The sequence below is a fragment of the Mesorhizobium humile genome (genome assembly GCF_033977215.1).
GTDB lineage: Bacteria > Pseudomonadota > Alphaproteobacteria > Rhizobiales > Rhizobiaceae > Mesorhizobium > Mesorhizobium humile.
The window spans coordinates 213,453-230,334 of sequence record NZ_JAVIIV010000003.1 but is presented as its reverse complement, the minus strand read 5'-3'; the positions used below and the strand labels follow the sequence as shown (position 1 = coordinate 230,334).

At 64.2% G+C, this 16,882-nt stretch carries 14 protein-coding genes; 12 read left to right on the top strand and 2 right to left on the bottom strand.

All coding sequences use genetic code 11. The annotated features are described in order from the left end of the window. Positions 1-228: 228 nt before the first annotated feature. The 4 genes from RFM52_RS06425 to RFM52_RS06410 all read left to right on the top strand — a co-directional run bounded on the left by RFM52_RS06425 (position 229) and on the right by RFM52_RS06410 (position 4,176). A complete protein-coding gene (locus RFM52_RS06425; RefSeq protein WP_320294666.1) occupies positions 229-1,161 on the top strand; it encodes a sugar ABC transporter substrate-binding protein in 933 nt (310 codons plus the stop codon). Positions 1,162-1,284: 123 nt separating this feature from the next. Beyond that, positions 1,285-2,271 carry an ABC transporter permease gene (locus RFM52_RS06420; RefSeq protein ID WP_320294665.1) on the top strand — a complete coding sequence of 329 codons (987 nt, stop codon included), beginning with the start codon at positions 1,285-1,287 and terminating at the stop codon, positions 2,269-2,271. 4 nt (positions 2,272-2,275) lie between these two features. Continuing rightward, the gene (locus RFM52_RS06415) at positions 2,276-3,070 is read left to right on the top strand and encodes an ATP-binding cassette domain-containing protein (RefSeq protein ID WP_320294664.1); all 795 of its coding nucleotides are present in this window, start codon (positions 2,276-2,278) and stop codon (positions 3,068-3,070) included. Positions 3,071-3,153: 83 nt separating this feature from the next. After that, on the top strand, positions 3,154-4,176 hold the full coding sequence (locus RFM52_RS06410) for a LacI family DNA-binding transcriptional regulator (RefSeq protein ID WP_320294663.1): 1,023 nt from the start codon (positions 3,154-3,156) through the stop codon (positions 4,174-4,176). A gap of 326 nt (positions 4,177-4,502) precedes the next feature. On the opposite strand, the gene RFM52_RS06405 is transcribed toward RFM52_RS06410, so the two are convergent. Beyond that, positions 4,503-5,084, bottom strand: a complete 582-nt coding sequence (locus tag RFM52_RS06405; protein WP_320294662.1) for a TetR/AcrR family transcriptional regulator — start codon at positions 5,082-5,084, stop codon at positions 4,503-4,505. A 223-nt stretch (positions 5,085-5,307) separates the two neighbouring features. Between RFM52_RS06405 and RFM52_RS06400 the strand changes: the two genes are divergently transcribed. Genes RFM52_RS06400 through RFM52_RS06390 form a run of 3 tightly spaced genes read left to right on the top strand, consistent with a single transcriptional unit; the run spans position 5,308 to position 9,932 of the window. Continuing rightward, complete coding sequence (locus RFM52_RS06400) at positions 5,308-5,574, top strand: hypothetical protein (protein ID WP_430699231.1); 267 nt, start codon at positions 5,308-5,310, stop codon at positions 5,572-5,574. Further along, the gene (locus RFM52_RS06395; RefSeq protein ID WP_320294661.1) at positions 5,568-8,768 is read left to right on the top strand and encodes an efflux RND transporter permease subunit; all 3,201 of its coding nucleotides are present in this window, start codon (positions 5,568-5,570) and stop codon (positions 8,766-8,768) included. Before RFM52_RS06400 ends, RFM52_RS06395 begins: the two co-directional genes overlap by 7 nt. A 15-nt stretch (positions 8,769-8,783) precedes the next feature. After that, positions 8,784-9,932 carry an efflux RND transporter periplasmic adaptor subunit gene (locus RFM52_RS06390; RefSeq protein WP_320294660.1) on the top strand — a complete coding sequence of 383 codons (1,149 nt, stop codon included), beginning with the start codon at positions 8,784-8,786 and terminating at the stop codon, positions 9,930-9,932. Positions 9,933-10,004: 72 nt separating this feature from the next. Here the strand turns inward: RFM52_RS06390 and RFM52_RS06385 are convergent, their stop codons facing one another. After that, positions 10,005-10,913, bottom strand: coding sequence for a LysR substrate-binding domain-containing protein (locus tag RFM52_RS06385; RefSeq protein ID WP_320295026.1), 909 nt, complete (start codon positions 10,911-10,913; stop codon positions 10,005-10,007). Positions 10,914-11,040: 127 nt separating this feature from the next. Here RFM52_RS06385 and RFM52_RS06380 point away from each other — a divergent pair, with 127 nt between their 5' ends. The 5 genes from RFM52_RS06380 (at position 11,041) to RFM52_RS06360 (ending at position 16,822) form a co-directional block, all read left to right on the top strand. Beyond that, the gene (locus RFM52_RS06380; protein WP_320294659.1) at positions 11,041-11,832 is read left to right on the top strand and encodes a HalD/BesD family halogenase; all 792 of its coding nucleotides are present in this window, start codon (positions 11,041-11,043) and stop codon (positions 11,830-11,832) included. Between the two features lie 89 nt (positions 11,833-11,921). Then, a complete protein-coding gene (locus RFM52_RS06375) occupies positions 11,922-12,611 on the top strand; it encodes a GntR family transcriptional regulator (protein ID WP_320294658.1) in 690 nt (229 codons plus the stop codon). Between the two features lie 22 nt (positions 12,612-12,633). Then, the gene (locus RFM52_RS06370; protein ID WP_320294657.1) at positions 12,634-13,737 is read left to right on the top strand and encodes a mandelate racemase/muconate lactonizing enzyme family protein; all 1,104 of its coding nucleotides are present in this window, start codon (positions 12,634-12,636) and stop codon (positions 13,735-13,737) included. A 1-nt stretch (position 13,738) separates the two neighbouring features. Continuing rightward, on the top strand, positions 13,739-14,923 hold the full coding sequence (locus tag RFM52_RS06365) for a mandelate racemase/muconate lactonizing enzyme family protein (protein WP_320294656.1): 1,185 nt from the start codon (positions 13,739-13,741) through the stop codon (positions 14,921-14,923). 237 nt (positions 14,924-15,160) lie between these two features. Further along, positions 15,161-16,822, top strand: coding sequence for an ABC transporter substrate-binding protein (locus RFM52_RS06360; protein ID WP_320294655.1), 1,662 nt, complete (start codon positions 15,161-15,163; stop codon positions 16,820-16,822). The last annotated feature ends 60 nt before the right edge of the window (positions 16,823-16,882 follow it).

Sequence of the window (16,882 nt, the reverse complement as noted above, 5' to 3'; positions counted from 1 at the left end):
TGAGGGCGACGGTGCCGCGTGCCCGGGAAAATATCACCGCAGCTGATGCAATCTGATGGGATTGCTGATGGCGTGCGCGCCTCACCCAACATCCACTGGCGATGGAGGCTTGCCACCGCCCGAAAAAGAGAATGCTCTAGACGTTCCGGTCGGCGCTGGCGAGAGATGCGGCCCAAGGCCGCATCGCGCCTGATCAAGGAGGAACGTTTCAACATGGGAGGAAATCGAATGCTTTCGCGGCTAAGACTGCTCGTGCTTGGCTTGATCGCGGTCATCGCCATTCCGGCGATGGCCCAAGCCAAGACATTCTACTGGATTTCGCATGGCGGCCCGGCCGATCCGGTCTGGACCTACTTCCTGGCCGGCGCCAAGCAATGGGCGACGGACACCGGCAACAAGGTGAACACCTCTTTCCACAATGGCGACGTCGCCTCGCAGCAGGAGGCGATCCGCGCCGCCATTTCGGCCAAGGCCGACGGCATCGTCACCACCAGTCCCGATCCGGGCAGCCTGATCGAGCTGGCCAAGGAAGCGCGGGCGGCCAACATCCCGATCATCAACTTCAACACGCCCGATCCGAAGGCCAACTTCAACGCCTATGTCGGCGGAGACAACGTCACCTTCGGCAAGCACTGGGCGCAGTATCTGGTCGACAAGGGCCTGGTGAAGAAGGGCGACTTCGTGTGGATGCCGGTCGAGGTGCCCGGCGCCACCTACGGCGTGCAGGAAGAGGAAGGCATCAAGAGCGTGTTCGGCCCCGCCGGCATCACCTATGAGATCACCGAAGCGACGCTCGACCAGGCCGAAGTGATCAGCCGCATGTCCGACTATCTCACCGCGCACAAAGGCAAGGTGAAGGCCATCATCGGCCTCGGCGACCTCGTCACCGGCTCGATCAAGCGCGTCTTCGACCAGGTCGGCGTCAAGCCGGGCGAAATCCCGGTCGTCGGCTGGGGCAACTCGCTCGACACCACCCAGGAAGTGCTGAACGGCTATGTCAATGCCGCGCAGTGGCAAGACCCGCAGGCGACCAGCTATGTGGCCCTGTCGCTGGCTAATATGGCCGCCAGCGGCATTCCTCCGGGCTTCAACGTCATCACCGGCGCGCTCTATGAGAAGGACACCGCCGGCGTCTACGACAAGATCCTGTCCGGCAAATAAGTCCCGCGCATTCACCGGCGCCGCGCTTTCCACCTTAGGCGCGGCGCTGGATGCTATAGTCGTCGGAGCTTGCCGCCAGTCGAGGCGAAGGCCCGGCCAGTCCAATCGTATCGCGGGTATCTCGTGGAAAATCGTTCCTTCATCCAGCGCCTGATCGGCAGATCGGAATTCGGCCCCCTCGTCCTGCTCGTCATCGAGTTGGTCGTATTCTGGGGCATCAATCCCGACTTCCTGTCGGCGCAGAACATCTCCAACATCCTGGCCTTCACCGTCGAGCTCGGCCTGATCGCGCTGGCGATGACGCTGTTGATGACATCAGGTGAATTCGACCTGTCGGTCGGCTCGCTGTTCGGCTTCTCGCCGGTGCTGATGTGGACGCTCTACAACAGCGGCGTCACCTCGCTGGAAGTCGGCCTGCTGATCGCATTGCTGGTCGCGGCCGCGATCGGGCTGGTCAATGGCTGGTTCGTCACCCAGCTCAAGATCCCGTCCTTCCTGGTGACGCTCGGCATGCTGCTTGTCGTGCGCGGCACGGCGCTGTTCGTCACCGACGGCTTCCCGCAGCGCACCTGGAGCGCTGAAGGCAGCTGGCTGGCGAACATACTGGTCGGCGATTTCTATATCGGCCCGTTCCGCATCTATGCATCGCTGTTCTGGTTTATCGGTGCGGCAATCATCCTCGGCTATGTGCTGACGCAGAGCCGCACCGGCAACTGGATCCAGGCTGCCGGCGGCAATCCGAACGCCGCCCGCGCGCGCGGCGTCAACGTCAGCCGCGTCAAGGTCGGCCTGTTCATCCTGTCGGCGGTGATGGCTTCGCTGGCCGGCGTGATCTCCTCGCTGCGCACCTCCGCGGCCAACCCCAACAGCGGCACCGGCTACGAGCTCGAAGTCATCGCCATGGTGGTGATCGGCGGCACGGCGCTGACCGGCGGACGCGGCACCATCATCGGCACGGTGCTCGGCATCCTGATCCTGCGCGTCATGCGCAACGGCATCGTGCTGATCGGCGTGCCTGGACTTGCCTACAACATCTTCATCGGCGCGATCATCCTCGGCATGATGGCGCTGCATTCATGGCTCGAGCGCCGTCACCAGGCAGGGACTTAGAACCATGGCCGAACCGCTCATCCGCATGGAAAACATCCGCAAGTCCTACGGGCGCGTGCAGGCGCTGGTGGACGCCAATTTCCACGTCAACGAAAAGGAGATCGTCGGCCTGCTCGGCGACAATGGCGCCGGCAAGTCGACATTGATCAAGGTGTTGTCGGGTGCCGTGCCATTGACCAGCGGCGACATCTACATCCGCGGCAAGAAGGTGACTTTGCGCTCGACCAGCGACGCCATCGCGCATGGCATCGAGACCATCTACCAGGACTCGGCGCTGGTCACGCAGCTGTCGATCGCGCGCAACCTGTTTCTCGGGCGCGAGCCGATCAAGCAGCCGCGCTTCCTGAACCGCATGGACCAGGAGGCGATGAACGCGGTGGCGCGCGACCTTCTGCGGCAGGTCGGCATCACCAAGAACATCCCGCCGACGACGCCGATCGGCTCACTGTCGGGCGGCGAGCGGCAGGCGGTGGCGATCGCGCGGGCCATGCATTTCGACAGCGACCTGATCATCCTCGACGAGCCTACCAACAATCTCGGCGTCGCCGAGACGCAAGGGGTGCTGAGCTTCGTGCGCAGCGCCCGTGATTCCGGCCATTCCTGCATCTTCATCGCGCACAACATCCATCACGTCTTCCAGGTGGTCGACCGCATCGTGGTGATGCGCCGGGGCAAGGTGGTGGCCGACGACATCGATCCGAAAAAGACCACCGTCGCCGAGGTCGAGCGCGTCATCACCGGCATGTCGGACAAGGAGATCCGGGACGCAATCGCCGATGGCCGGGAAGCGCATGGCTGACTGCTGAAGGGCGGATCGCATCGGCGACGCGGCCATTTGCCCGCCGCTGGCACAGGATTGCATCAGCGCCTATGACTGGACCCATGAAAGCCACCGTAGCCGACATCGCCAAGAGCTGCGGCCTGTCGACCGCGACCGTCGACCGGGTGCTGAACAACCGCCCGGGCGCGAGCGCGGCCAACCGGCAGCGCGTGATGGAGGCGGCCAAGCAGCTCGGCTACCTGCCGACGCTCGACCAGGTGGTGCTGCCCTCGAAGCCAGCGCATCTCGAATTCTTCCTGCCGATCGGGTCCAACGCCTTCATGGCCGATCTCGCCCATCACATCGAGGATTATGCGGCGCGCCTGCCCCTGGTCGCCTCCTGCCGCATCCACAACCTTGCCGGCATTTCGCCGGGCGCGCTGCAAAGCGCGGTGGAGAATCTTTCGCTGAAGGCCAATGGCGTCGGCATCATTGCCGTCGACCACCCGCGCACGCGCAACATCCTGCGCGAGCTGGTCGATGCCGGGATCAGGCTGGTCACGCTGATCTCGGATGTGCCGGCCGCGCCCCGCTCGGCCTATGTCGGCATCGACAACCGGGTGGCGGGCCGCACGGCGGCGCTGCTGATGGGCCGGTTCCTTGGCGGCCGGACCGGACATCTGGCGATGGTGGTCGGCTCGCGCTCCTATCGCGGTCACGAGGAGCGCGAGATGGGTTTTCGTTCGGTGTTGAGCGAGGAGTTCCCCAACCTCACAGTTTCCAGCGCCGCCGAGAGCAATGACGACCCTGACGCCAGCTACCGCGCGACCATCAAGGCGCTGCACAACGAACCGGAGCTGCTCGGCATCTACTGCGTCGGCGCCGGACGGTCCGGCGTGGCCAAGGCCTTGCTCGAGGTCAAGCCGCGCAGGAAGCCGGTCTTCATCTGCCACGACCTGACCAAAGAAACGCGCCGCTATCTCGTCGACGATCTCGCCGACGTCGTGATCGACCAGAATGCACGGCTGATCGCCGAGCAGTCGGTGATCCGCCTGCTCGGCTCGATCGCCTCGTCGGCGCCCTACCTGACCAAGAAATTCATCGAGCCGCGGTTGATCTTCAAGGAAAACGTGCCGGTGCAGTAGTGCGCGGAGAGCGATTCCCAGGATTTGTCTGATGATTGATCCGGCAAATCTGCACAGCAGCTATGCACGTTTCGCAATTGCCGAATCGTTGGGCAACTCGTAGATATCTGGGTGTCGGCCGTCTCCTCCTCCCAGATGTGATGCCGACGCTGAATACGGTACACCTCCTCCCGTGCCGTATTCGAAATCGAAGCCCGCTGCCACCTCCTCCCGGCAGCGGGCTTTTTCTTTGCGCGCAATGAGGCGGAGCGCCCCCTCACCCGGATTGCCAAGTCGAATTGCTTTGCAATTCGGGCAATCCGACCTCTCCCCGAGGGGAGAGGAAGTCAGCGCGCGCGGAACGAGGCGATCAGGCTTTCGGCCATGCGCACGAATTGCGCGCTCGGACCTTCGGCGCCGACGCTCTGCATCGAGACGCGCGCGCCTTCGAGCAACAGCGACAGCGTGTCGGCGAGGAGCTCGGCCTGGCCGATGCCGGCATCGCGGCAAAGCGCAACCAGCTTCTCGCGCTGGGCCTCTTTCAGTTCCTTGATAACGCGCCTGGCCGGATGATCGGTCTCCGTGAGCTCGACGGCGGCATTGGCCATGTCGCAGCCGCGGCTGTCGGCGCTGAGCAGTTGCGAAGCCTTTTGGACCCAGGCATGCAGCTGGGCGAGCTTGTCGCCGGGATGCTGGGCCTCGAACTCGTCCCAAATCCTTGAAGCCTTCGCCGCCGTGGCGCGCAGGCACTCGATGATCAGCTCGTCCTTGGATTCGAAGTGACGGTAAAGCGTCATCTTGTTCGTGCCGGCAGCCTCGGTGATGGCGTCGACGCCCACACCCTTGATGCCGTGCTTGTGGAACATGTCCTGCGCCGTCTCCAGGATTCGATCCCGGGGGCGGGAACGCTCCGCGACGCCGTCAGTCATGATGATCTCCTTTTGTCGTTTCCAAAAAAACCGTCGCCACCTCTTGACTAGGGTGTTACCGGTCTGTAACTTCCAGCATGTTACTTACTGGTAACACCTATATCACTCGCCGTCAAACGACAAGGCCCTCCGATAGCCCTGCCAGAGTGAGATAGGCCAGAAAACCTGCCTGTCATGCGGCTTCGGCCGGTGAATTCGAGAAAAAGCGGCCCGTGATCAATCGATGCGGACCGAGCAAGGAGCCACTCCTGTGCAAAAGCGCAAAGACCTGACGATCGACGAAGCCATCCGGGATCCGATGATCCGGCTGGTGATGAAGGCGGACGGGATCGACCCCAAAGCCTTCGAACGGATGCTGCGCTCGCGCGCGGCCGAACAGGCGCTGGGCGAAGATATCCCGCCATCCTTCCTGGCGGATTCCGGCTCCGGCCGGGCCCGGCGCCTGCGCCATTTCGCAAAACCGTTCGGCGAGGCGTCCGCATCATGGTGAACTTCTTCATCCACCGCCCGATCTTCGCGTCGGCGATCGCCATCATCATGGTGCTCGCCGGTGCGATCGCGTATTTCCTTTTGCCGGTCTCGCAGTTCCCCGACATCACGCCCCCGCAGGTCGTGGTCAGCGCCCATTATCCGGGCGCCAGCGCGCAGGTCGTGGCCGATACGGTCACCACGCCGCTCGAGCAGCAGATCAACGGCGTGCAAGGCATGACCTACATGTCGTCGACGAGCTCGAATGACGGCTCCTCGACCATCACCATCACCTTCGACGTCGGCTATCCGCTGAGCACGGCGGCCGTCGACGTGCAGAATCGCGTCAGCCAAGCGGCGTCCTCCCTGCCGGCGATCGTCAACCAGGGCGGCGTGACGATCAAGAAGCAGAACCCCAATTTCGTGCTGATCGTCGACCTCACCTCGCCTGACGGCTCGGTCGATCCGGTGGCGCTGAGCAACCTCGCCTATCTGCAGGTGGTCGATCCGCTCAAGCGCCTGCCCGGCGTCGGCGACGTGCAGATCTTCGGCGAGCGCCGCTATTCGATGCGTGTCTGGCTCGACCCGGACAAACTGGCCAATCTCGGCATCACCGCCGTCGATGTGCAGAACGCCATCGCCGAACAGAACGTGCAGGTGGCGGCCGGCAAGATCGGCCAGTCGCCGGCGCCAGCAGGCACCGCCTTCGAGATGCAGGTCAATGCCGTCGGCCGTCTCAGCGACCCGAAGGAATTCGGCGACATCGTCGTGCGCGCCAATTCGCAGAACGGCTCGCTGGTCAGGCTGCGCGACGTCGCGCGCATCGAACTCGGCGCACTGCAATATTCGTCATCCGCCTTCTTCGGCAAGGATCCGACCGTGGTCTTGGCCGTCTACCAGATGCCCGGCTCCAACGCGCTCGACCTGCAGCAGCGGGTCAAGGACAAGATGCAGGAACTGTCGCAGCGTTTCCCGAAGGGCGTCCACTACGCCATGCATTACGACACGACGCGCTTCGTGTCGGCCTCGATGCATGACGTGCTGATCACGCTCGGCGAAGCGCTGGCGCTGGTCGTGGCAGTGGTGTTCGTCTTCCTGCAAAGCTGGCGCACCACCATCATCCCGACCATCGCCATTCCCGTCTCGCTGATCGCGACATTGGCGATCATGTACATGCTGGGCTTCTCGCTCAACATGCTCTCGCTGCTCGGCATGGTGCTGGCGATCGGCCTTGTCGTCGACGATGCGATCGTCGTCGTCGAAAACGTCGAGCGGCAACTGGAGGCAGGGCTCAAGCCGCTTGCCGCGACGCGCGCGGCGATGGCCGAGGTGACCGGGCCGATCATCGCCACCACCGCGGTGCTGATGGCGGTGTTCATCCCGGTCGCCTTCATCCCCGGCGTTTCCGGCCGGCTCTACAATCAGTTCGCGTTGACCGTGGCGATCTCGGTCGGCATCTCGGCCTTCAACTCGCTGACGTTGAGCCCGGCGCTGAGCGCCGCCTTCCTGCGCCATCGCGGCGAGACACAGTTCGTGCTGTTCCGCTGGTTCAACGCCGGCTTCGACTGGCTGTCGCATGCCTATGCGCATGGCGTGCGCATCCTGATCAAACTGCGCTGGATCATGCTCGGCCTGTTCGCGGCCGGTCTCGTCGCCACCTACTTCGTCTGGCAGAAGCTGCCTTCGACCTTCCTGCCGGTCGAGGACCAGGGCTATTTCTTCGTCGTCATCCAGTTGCCGGACGGCGCTTCGCTCGAGCGCACCGATGCCGTGGCGCAGAAGGCGCGCGACATCCTGCAGAGCACGCCCGGCGTCGACATCGTCGGCTCGATCAGTGGCCTGAACTTCCTCACCAGCGCTGCACAGTCGAACTCGGCGGTCGAGTTCGCCATCCTGAAGCCGTGGGACGAGCGCGGACCCGATCAGAGCGCCTCGAAGCTCGTCGAGCAGGTGCGCGGCAAGCTCCTGCAGATGCCGGACGCGTTCGCGCTCTCCTTCGATCCGCCCTCGATCCCGGGCATCGGCACCACCGGCGGCTTCGAGTTCCAGGTGGAGGACCTGTCGGGCCGCGGCAGCGCGGCGCTGAACGACGTCACGCAGGCGCTGCTCGCCGAGGCGCGCAAGCAGCCGGAGCTCAACCCGCAGCAGTTGTTCTCGTCCTTCTCGACCTCGACGCCGCAGTTCAACTACGACCTCGACCGCAGCAAGGCGAAGCTTCTCGGCCTCAACCTGCCGGACGTCTTCAACACGCTGCAGATCTATCTCGGCTCGCTCTACGTCAACGACTTCAACCTGTTCGGCCGCACCTTCCGCGTGACGATCCAGGCGGACAAGGACGCGCGCGCCGACGCCACCGACATCTCCAGGCTTTATGTGCGCAATGCGTCGGGCGGCATGGTACCGCTGAGCACGCTGGGCAAGCTTGTGCCGATCGTCGGACCTGAGACCGTGCCGCATTACAACAACAACGCCTCGGCGCTGATCAATGGCGGCGCTGCCCCCGGCTTCTCGTCCGGACAGGCGGTGGCAGCCATGGAGCGGGCGGCGGCGAACGTGCTGCCGCGCGACTTCGGCTACGAATGGACCGGCATCACATTCCAGGAGCTCAAGGCCGGATCGATCGCGTCTGTCGTGTTCGGGCTGGCGATCGTCTTCGTCTTCCTGATCCTGGCGGCGCAGTATGAAAGCTGGGCGATGCCATTCATGGTGCTGCTCGCCGTGCCGCTCGCCTTGTTCGGCGCCTTCGTGGTGCTCCTGCTGCGCGGTATGCAGATCGACGTCTACTCGCAGATCGGCTTCGTCATGCTGATCGGCCTGGCGGCGAAGAACGCGATCCTGATCGTCGAGTTCGCAAGGCGACGGCGCGAGGAGGGTCTCACCATCGTCGAAGCGTCGATGGAAGCCGCGCGGCTGAGGCTGCGGCCGATCCTGATGACGGCCTTCGCCTTCATCCTCGGCGTGCTGCCGCTAATGTTCGCGACGGGTGCGGGTGCCGCCAGCCGGCAGTCGATCGGCACCACCGTCTTCGGCGGCATGGTGGCGGCGACCATCCTGTCGCTGGTCTTCGTGCCGGTCTTCTACGCGGTGATCGAACAGCTGCGCGAACGCCGCGGCGGGAAAGAACCTGCCACGGGGTATCACGACGCCCCTCGGCAGGAGGAAATTGAACCGACCGCCGAGCCGGCGCTTCAGCCGCTCGCGCAGGCGGCCGAATAGGATTGGAGATCAATTATGCGTAGATGGAAAATCGCTTTAGGAACGGCCGTCGCGCTGGGCGCAATCTCGGTGGCCAGCGTGCACTTTCTCGACATGGGCAATTTGAGCGGCGGCACGGCGGGCGCGGCACCCGCGCCGGCAGCCTTCGTCATGCCGGTGCCGGTGGTGAATGTCGTGAAAAAGACGCTGCCGATCTATCTCGACTACGCCGCGCGGGTGGAATCGATCCGCAGCATCACGCTGCAGGCCCGCGTGCCGGGCTATCTGCAGGAGCAGACCGCGGCCGACGGCAGCGACGTCAAGCAGGGCGACATGCTCTACCGTATCGCGCCGGATGACTATCAGGCCGCGCTGGACCAGGCGAAGGCCCAGGTGCAGCGCGATAGCGCGACGCTCGAATATGCAAAGTCCAATCTCGGCCGCGGCACCGATCTTGCCAAGGCCGGTTACCTCGACAAGGACAGCTTCGACCAGCGCACCAGCAACCTGCGCGCGGCGCAAGCCGCCCTTGCTGTCGACCAGGCAACGGTGCGGACGGCCGAGCTCAACCTCGGCTATGCCGAGATCAAGGCGCCGTTCTCGGGGCGTATCGGCCGTAACCAGGCTTCGGTCGGCACGCTGGTCAGCGTCGCCGGCACGGTGCTCAACACGCTGGTGCAGCTCGATCCGATCTATGTGACCTTCAATCCGAGCGAGACCGATCTCATCCAGATCGAGCAGGCGAAGGCCAACGGTCCGATCGCCGTCGATGTGCTGCTGCCCGGCGAGACCCAGCCCAGCCAGAAGGGCGAGCTCACCTTCATCGACAACACGATCGACCACTCGACAGGCACGATCACGGCGCGCGCCACGATCGGCAACGCCAAGTTCACGCTGCTGCCCGGACAGTATGTGCGGGTGCGGCTGCATGTGAAGGAACAGCCCAACACGCTGATGGTGCCGCAAGTGGCGCTGGGTTCCAGCCAGCTCGGCAAGTACCTCTATGTCGTCGGCAAAGGCAACACCGTCGACCAGAAGCTGGTGTCGCTTGGGCCTACCGACGGCGACCTGATTTCCGTGACCTCCGGTATCTCCGAGACCGACCAGGTGATCACGGGCAATCTGCAGAAGATCGGACCCGGAATGCCGGTTTCTCCCTTGCCGCAACCGAAACCGGCCAGCTGATAACCCCCATCAGTTTCCGGTCCGACGGCGCCCTCGACACCCACGTCGAGGGCGCCGTTTTGCCATGAGGGTTCAGACGGCTCCCGACGCCGACTCCGTGCGCGGCTTCGCGGGATTGCTTGCAAGCAGTTCGACCAATCCGGCGATGTCGGCGCGTTCCGCCTTGGCCGGCAGCATGAAGGCGCAGTAGGGCTGGCCGAGACGAACCGAGACGGACGACAGGGCGATCAATCGGCCCGCCTCAAGGTCGGCACTCGCCATCACCCTCTGGCCGAGCGCTATCCCCAACCCCAGCCGCGCCGCACCGATCGCCAGGCTGGACAGGCCGACGCGGCGGCCATGCGAGGGGTCCGGCGCGCGGCTGCCGCCGGCAGCGGCGAACCAATCCGCCCAGCTCGGGTGCGAGGCATAGTTCGGCCCCCAATTGGTGTGAATGAAGTGGCTCTCATGCACGTCGGCCAGGCCGGCGGCACCGTTGCCGTGGCGCCGCCAGAACTCAGGCGATGCGACCGGCAGGACGTCGTCATGAACGAGGCGCGCCATCTTGAGCGCCGGGTAGTGATAGTCGCCATAGGAGATGCGCAGATCGATGTTCTGGCGCACCACGTCGACGGGATCATCCTCGACCCGGACGTCGATCGCCATCCGCGGAAAACCGTCGAGCAGCACCGCGAGCCTTGGCGCCAGCCAAAGCTCCGCCAGGGAGAACGGCACGCTCACCACAAGGCGCGTGCGCAAGCCGCCTTCCAGCATGCGCCGGCCGACCGCCGCGATCTCGCCCAGCGCATGCGCCGTCTGCGGATAAATGGCGTGGCCGGCATCGGTCAGCGCGATGCGGTTGCCGTTGCGCATGAAGAGCTGCTTGCCGAACCAATCTTCCAGATTGCGGATCTGCTGGCTGACCGCGGCCGACGAGACACCTAGCTCGGAGGCGGCGAGCGTGAAGCTGCCGGCGCGAGCCGCGACCTCGAAGGTTCTCATCGCGTTCAAAGGCGGAAGCTTTTCCAAATTTTCCTCGAAAGTTTTTCTAGGGGGATCCTAACAATTTTCCGCATTGCGGCAAAGATTTCCTTGGCGTGTAGTGGCAACAGGATTTTTGGAGGACACTATGATCGAAAACATTCTCGACCTGGACCGCTACCCGCTCCACCGCGAAGGCAGCCCCGAATGGCAGCGGCTGGTAGACGCGTCCAAGGCCGCGCTCGCGGCCAGCGGCATGTTCAACCTGGAAGGCTTTCTGCGCCCCGGCATGGCCGAACGGGCCGTCGCCGAGATCCGGCCGGTGATGGACACGCGCTCGCATGTCCACAGGCGCATGCACAACATCTACTTCAAGCCGTCGATCCCGGAGCTTTCGCCGGATCATCCGGCGCTACGCACGGTCGAAACGATCAGCCATACGGTCTGCGCCGACCAGATCCCGAGAAGCACCGTTTTGTCGATCTACGAATATGCACCGCTGGTGCGGTTCCTGGCGGCGACGATGGAGAAGCCGCAGCTGCATGTCATGCAGGATCCGCTGGCCCGCGCCAATGTCATGGGCTATCGCGCCGGCGAGGCACTCAACTGGCATTTCGACCGCTCGGAATTCACCACGACGCTGCTCTTGCAGGCGCCGGAAATCGGCGGCGATTTCGAATACCGCACCGACCTGCGCTCGGACGACGATCCGAACTATGACGGTGTGGCGAAGCTGCTCGAGGGGCGCGATCCCGAGGCAAAGATCCTGCGCATCAAGGCCGGCACGCTGAATGTTTTTCGCGGCAAGAACACCGCGCATCGCGTCACCACCGTCGAGGGCAACCGCGAACGCATGATCGCGGTGTTCTCCTACTATGAACGTCCAGGCGTCATGTTCACCGACGAGGAGCGGATCGGGTTCTACGGCCGCGCCGCTTGAGACTTAAAATCTCGAGGCCGTGGAAATCAGTCCTTGTTAGATTGTCGACAATCTGCTTGTCTTGCAGAAATTCCTCTCGGAGTCGACTTATGGCAAAGCTGGATTTCAGTCCGATCGCGGATACGACGCGCAGGGCGGAGATCGTCGCCCTGCTGCGGCGCGCCATCTTGACCGGACAGCTGGAGCCCGGGCAGAAACTCAACGAGCTGAGGATTTCGGAGCAGATGCGGGTGAGCCGCGCGCCCTTGCGCGAGGCGATGCGCGAGCTGGTGCAGGAAGGCATCCTGACCAGCATTCCCTATGCCGGCACCTTCGTCATCGAGGTCACCGCCAAGGACATCATCGACGCCTATTCGCTGAACCAGGTGCTGGACGAGTTCGCCATCGAGAGGACCTGGTCGCAACGCGACCAGCGCTTCTTCGACGAGCTCGGCCGCCGCCATGAAGCGGTGAAGCAGGCGACACGCGCGAAGGACACCACGCGCCAGATCGAGACGGCACTGCAGCTGCACGGGCTGATCTACGAATGGGCCGACAATTCGGTGCTGTTGGAGACCTGGCAGCGCCTGACCAGCCGGCTGCAGATGTATTTCGCCCTGCATCAGCGCGCGCGCAACGAACCGGTGCCGGCCGAAGACGTGCACGAGACCTATGTCGCGCTGCTCAAAGGCGCCGACATGCGCGCCGCCCAGCGCCATGCGCGCGAGCATATCGACCTCGACTTCGAAGAGCTTCTTGCCTATGCGCGCGGCCTCGAAAAGCGCGCGTCGAAGAACTGACAGACAAGCGGACGACAGCACAGTGAAGATCAAGAGCATCAAGGCCTATCATGTCGTGCAGCCCTTCGTGGATGGGCCCTACCGCATGTCCAAGGGACGCGTCGCCGACTGCTTCGACGCGGTGATCGTCGCGATCACTTCCGATAGCGGCGTGACCGGCTGGGGCGAGATGGCGCCGCTCGGCAATTTCTACTCGGCCGCGTTTCCGGCGGGAACACGCGCGGGCGTGCCGGAGATCGCGCCGCATCTGATCGGCCAGGATCCGCGCGGCCTTGCCGGCATCGGCCGGCTGATGGACACGGTGTTCAAGGGCCACTCTTACATCAAGTCGGCGCTCGACATGGCGTGCTGGGATCTCGCCGCCCGCGCCGCCGACGTGCCGCTGGTGACCATGCTCGGCGGCCGCGAGAGCGACATGGCGGAGACCTACCGGGTCGTCACCCACGGCACGCTCGATCAGATGGCCGCACTTGCCAAGAGGATCATCGCCGAAGGCTGCCGCCGCCTGCAGGTCAAGGTCGGCGGCAATGTGCATGACGACATTGAGCGCGTGACGACGGTGGCCGCCGCCGTGCCGAAGGGCACGGTGATCTTCTGCGACGCCAATGCCGGCTGGACGCCCTATCAGGCGCGGCAGTTCGCCGATGCCACGCGCGGCATCGACTACACGTTCGAGCAGCCCTGCACGACGCTCGACGAGAATATGTCGGTGCGCCGCATGCTCGACAAGCCGATGGTGCTGGACGAATCCGTCACCTCGCTCGGCGAGATGCTGGAGATCCATCGCCGAGGTGCGGCCGACGGGCTGACACTGAAGATATCGCGGCTCGGCGGCGTGACGCAGACACGGCTGATCCGCGATGTCGCCGTCGATCTCGGCTTCATGATCACGGTCGAGGATACAGGCGGCGCCGAGATCGATACCGCCGCGATGGCGCATCTGTCGCTGTCGACGCCGGCGGAGCGCCGTCTGCATGCGATCGCCTTCCACGAATGGGTGACGGTGCGCACGGCCAGGAACGCGCCACCGGTGACCGGCAGCCATATGGGCGTTCCCGACGGCCCCGGCCTCGGCATCGATGTCGATCCCGGCCTGCTCGGCGAACCCTTCTTCGAGATCGGCTGACATGAAGATCAGGCGCGTCAAGGCGACACCGATCAACTACAGGCTGGAGGCCCCTTATGTCTGGGTCTTCGGCGAGCTCGACGGCTTCTCGCCGACCATCGTCGAGGTCGAGACCGAGGACGGGCTTGTCGGCATCGGCGAGGCGCCGACGCCGGGCGCGGCCGCCGTCATCAACGACGTGCTGGCGCCGAGGCTCGCCGGGCGCGACGCCTTCGACATCGCCGGCGCGGAGGAAGTCTGCCTGCCGTTCTGGAGCGGCGTGCAATCGATCAACGACCGTACCCGCATCATGGCCTTCGGCGCCATCGAGATGGCGCTGTGGGACCTGCGCGGCAAAGCCTGGAAACAGCCGCTCTATCAGTTGCTAGGCGGCGCGGTGCGCAAGGACATCCCCTTCACCGATTATTTCTCGCTGCGCGGCGACGGAGCGACAGTCAAAGGCGAGAAGACGCCGGAAGAGGTCGCCGACTATTGCGTCGAACTCCACGAGCGCCACGGCACGACCTTCTTCGAGGGCAAGTTCTCGACGCACGATCCCAAGGTTTCAATGAAGATGGTCGAGCTGATCCGCAGGAAGCTCGGCGACGCGGCGATGATCCGCATCGATTCCAACCAGGCCTATTCGCTGGCGACCGCCAGGCAGTTGGCGCGGCCGCTGGAAGAGCTTGGCGTGCGCAATTGGGAGGATCCGGTGGCGACCATCGAGGAGATGCGGGAACTGCGCCGCCACACCTCGATCCCGTTCTCGACCCACAACATCGATATAGCGCGCGCCATGGAGTTGAAGGTGCCGGACGCCTTTGTCGGCAACCCGACGGCGCATGGCGGCATCAACCGCATGCTGCGCTTCGTCGGCGCCTGCGAGCATGCCGGCATCGACTACTGGTGCTACAGCGGCGACACCGGCATCGGCAGCGCCTGCTACCTGCATCTGTGCGCCGCGCTCGGCTGGATCCGGGAGCCCAACCAGTCGCTGTTTCGCATGCAGCCGATGGACGTCATCGAGGAAGGCCCGTTCGCGCCGAAGAACAATGTCGTGCCGGTGCCCGAAGGCCACGGCCTCGGGGTCACGCTGTCGCGGGAAAGGCTTGCCGCCTGCCATCGCGACTTCGTCGAAAACGGCCCCTGCAACAAATATCACGATCCGGAAAAACCCGGGACCTACCGCAGGCTGCCGCTGAATTAGGAGGATGTCGAAACGCAAACAGGACTTATCGAGAAAAGGACGGCCACGGGTCGCCCGGCCGACAGACAATCCATCAAGAAAATCTGACTTTTGCGTCCCAACGGGCGGATGGACCGGTCGGAGCCGCATGCTACTGTACATCGACCGATACTGAGTGCCTGGACCGGAGAACTCCACGCAACTCGTTCACTGGAATGCACCCGCCAACCACAACAATTGGGGAAAGGGCTTAGACCCATGAGCAAGAACTATCGCATTCTCGATCTCCTCCGGCGCGGCCGGACGCCACTCGAAAACCACCTCATCGACGGCCTGGTCGACGGCCGCATCAGCCGCCGCGAGTTCGTGCGCCACGGCAGCCTGCTCGGCCTGTCGCTGCCGCTGCTCGGCCGCATCGGCATGGCCGCCGGCTTCGGCGCAGCACCCTCGCTCGCTCGCGCCGGCGCACCCGGCGCCACCATCCGCGTCGGCAGCAGCGTGCCGGCAGCGGCGATCGATCCGGTCACCATCGCCGACGCCGGTGGCCTGCTCGTCATGCAGCAGGTGGCGGAATTCCTCTGTGTCGACGGCCCGGACCTGGTGCTGAAGCCGGCGCTGGCGGAAAGCTGGAAGCCGAATGCCGATGGCACGGTGTGGACCTTCACGCTGCGCAAGGGCGTGAAGTTCCACTCGGGCGGCGAGATGAAGGCCGAAGACGTGGTGGCCAGCATCGACCGGCTCGCCGACCCGGCCAATTCGTCGAACGCGCTGTCGGTGTTCACCGGCATCCTGCAGAAGGGCAACACCAAGAAGGTCGACGACTACACCGTCGAATTCCATCTCGACGCGCCGAACGGCAACTTCCCGTACATGGTGTCGTCGGACAACTACAACGCCGTCATCATTCCGGCGAGCTACAAGGGCGGCTATGAACAGAGCTTCGACGGCACCGGGCCGTTCAAGCTGGAGAAGTACACCCCGAAGGTCGGCGCCTCCTTCGTGCGCAACGACGATTACTGGGGCGAGAAGGCTCTGCCGGACCGTACCGAATTCACCTTCTTCACCGACATCCAGCCGCAGATCCTGGCGCTGCAGGGCGGCCAGATCGACATCATCAACCAGATGCCGGTGCTGGCGGGCGTCGCCGTGCTCAACGACCCGAATGTCGACATCATCAGCCTGAAGTCGTCGGCGCATCAGCAGTTGCATATGCATTGCGACGAAGGCCCGACGAAGGACGCCCGCGTGCGCCGCGCCATTGCGCTTTGCCTCGACCGCGAGAAGCTCGCCGCCGGCCTGATGAAGGGACGCTCGGCGCTCGGCAATGACAGCCCGTTCGCCGCCGTCTACCCCTCGACCGACACCAGCGTGCCGCAACGCAAGCAGGATATTGCCCAGGCCAAGCAGCTGATGGAAGCGGCCGGCGTCGGCCAGGGCTTCAAGATGACGCTCACCACCGAGCGCTATCTGGAAATCCCGGAATACGCCCAGCTCATCCAGAACTGGGTCAAGGAAATCGGCATCGAACTCGAGCTCAACATCCTCGACCAGAGCGCCTATTACGGCGACGCGGTGTTCGGCAAGTCGAACTGGCTGGATTCGGCGATGGGTATCACCGACTACGGCCACCGGGGCGTGCCCAACGTCTATCTGGCGGCACCTTTGAAGAGCGACGGCACCTGGAACGCCGCCCACTTCAAGAACAAGGACTACGACCAGATGGCGGCAAGCTATATCGCTGCCCTCGACCTCGAGGCGCAGAAGGCCACTGCCAGCAAGATCCAGAAGCTGCTGCTCGAGGAAACACCGGTGGTCTTCGGCTACTTCTACGACTATCTGACGGCGACGGCGAAAGGCGTGGCGGGCGTGCAGCCCACCGCAATGTCGCAGTTGTTCCTCGACAAGGCGTCGAAAGGCTGACGAGAGCGGACAAGCTTATCCCTAATAGCCGGCTCTCCATGGAGAGCCGGCTCCTATAGG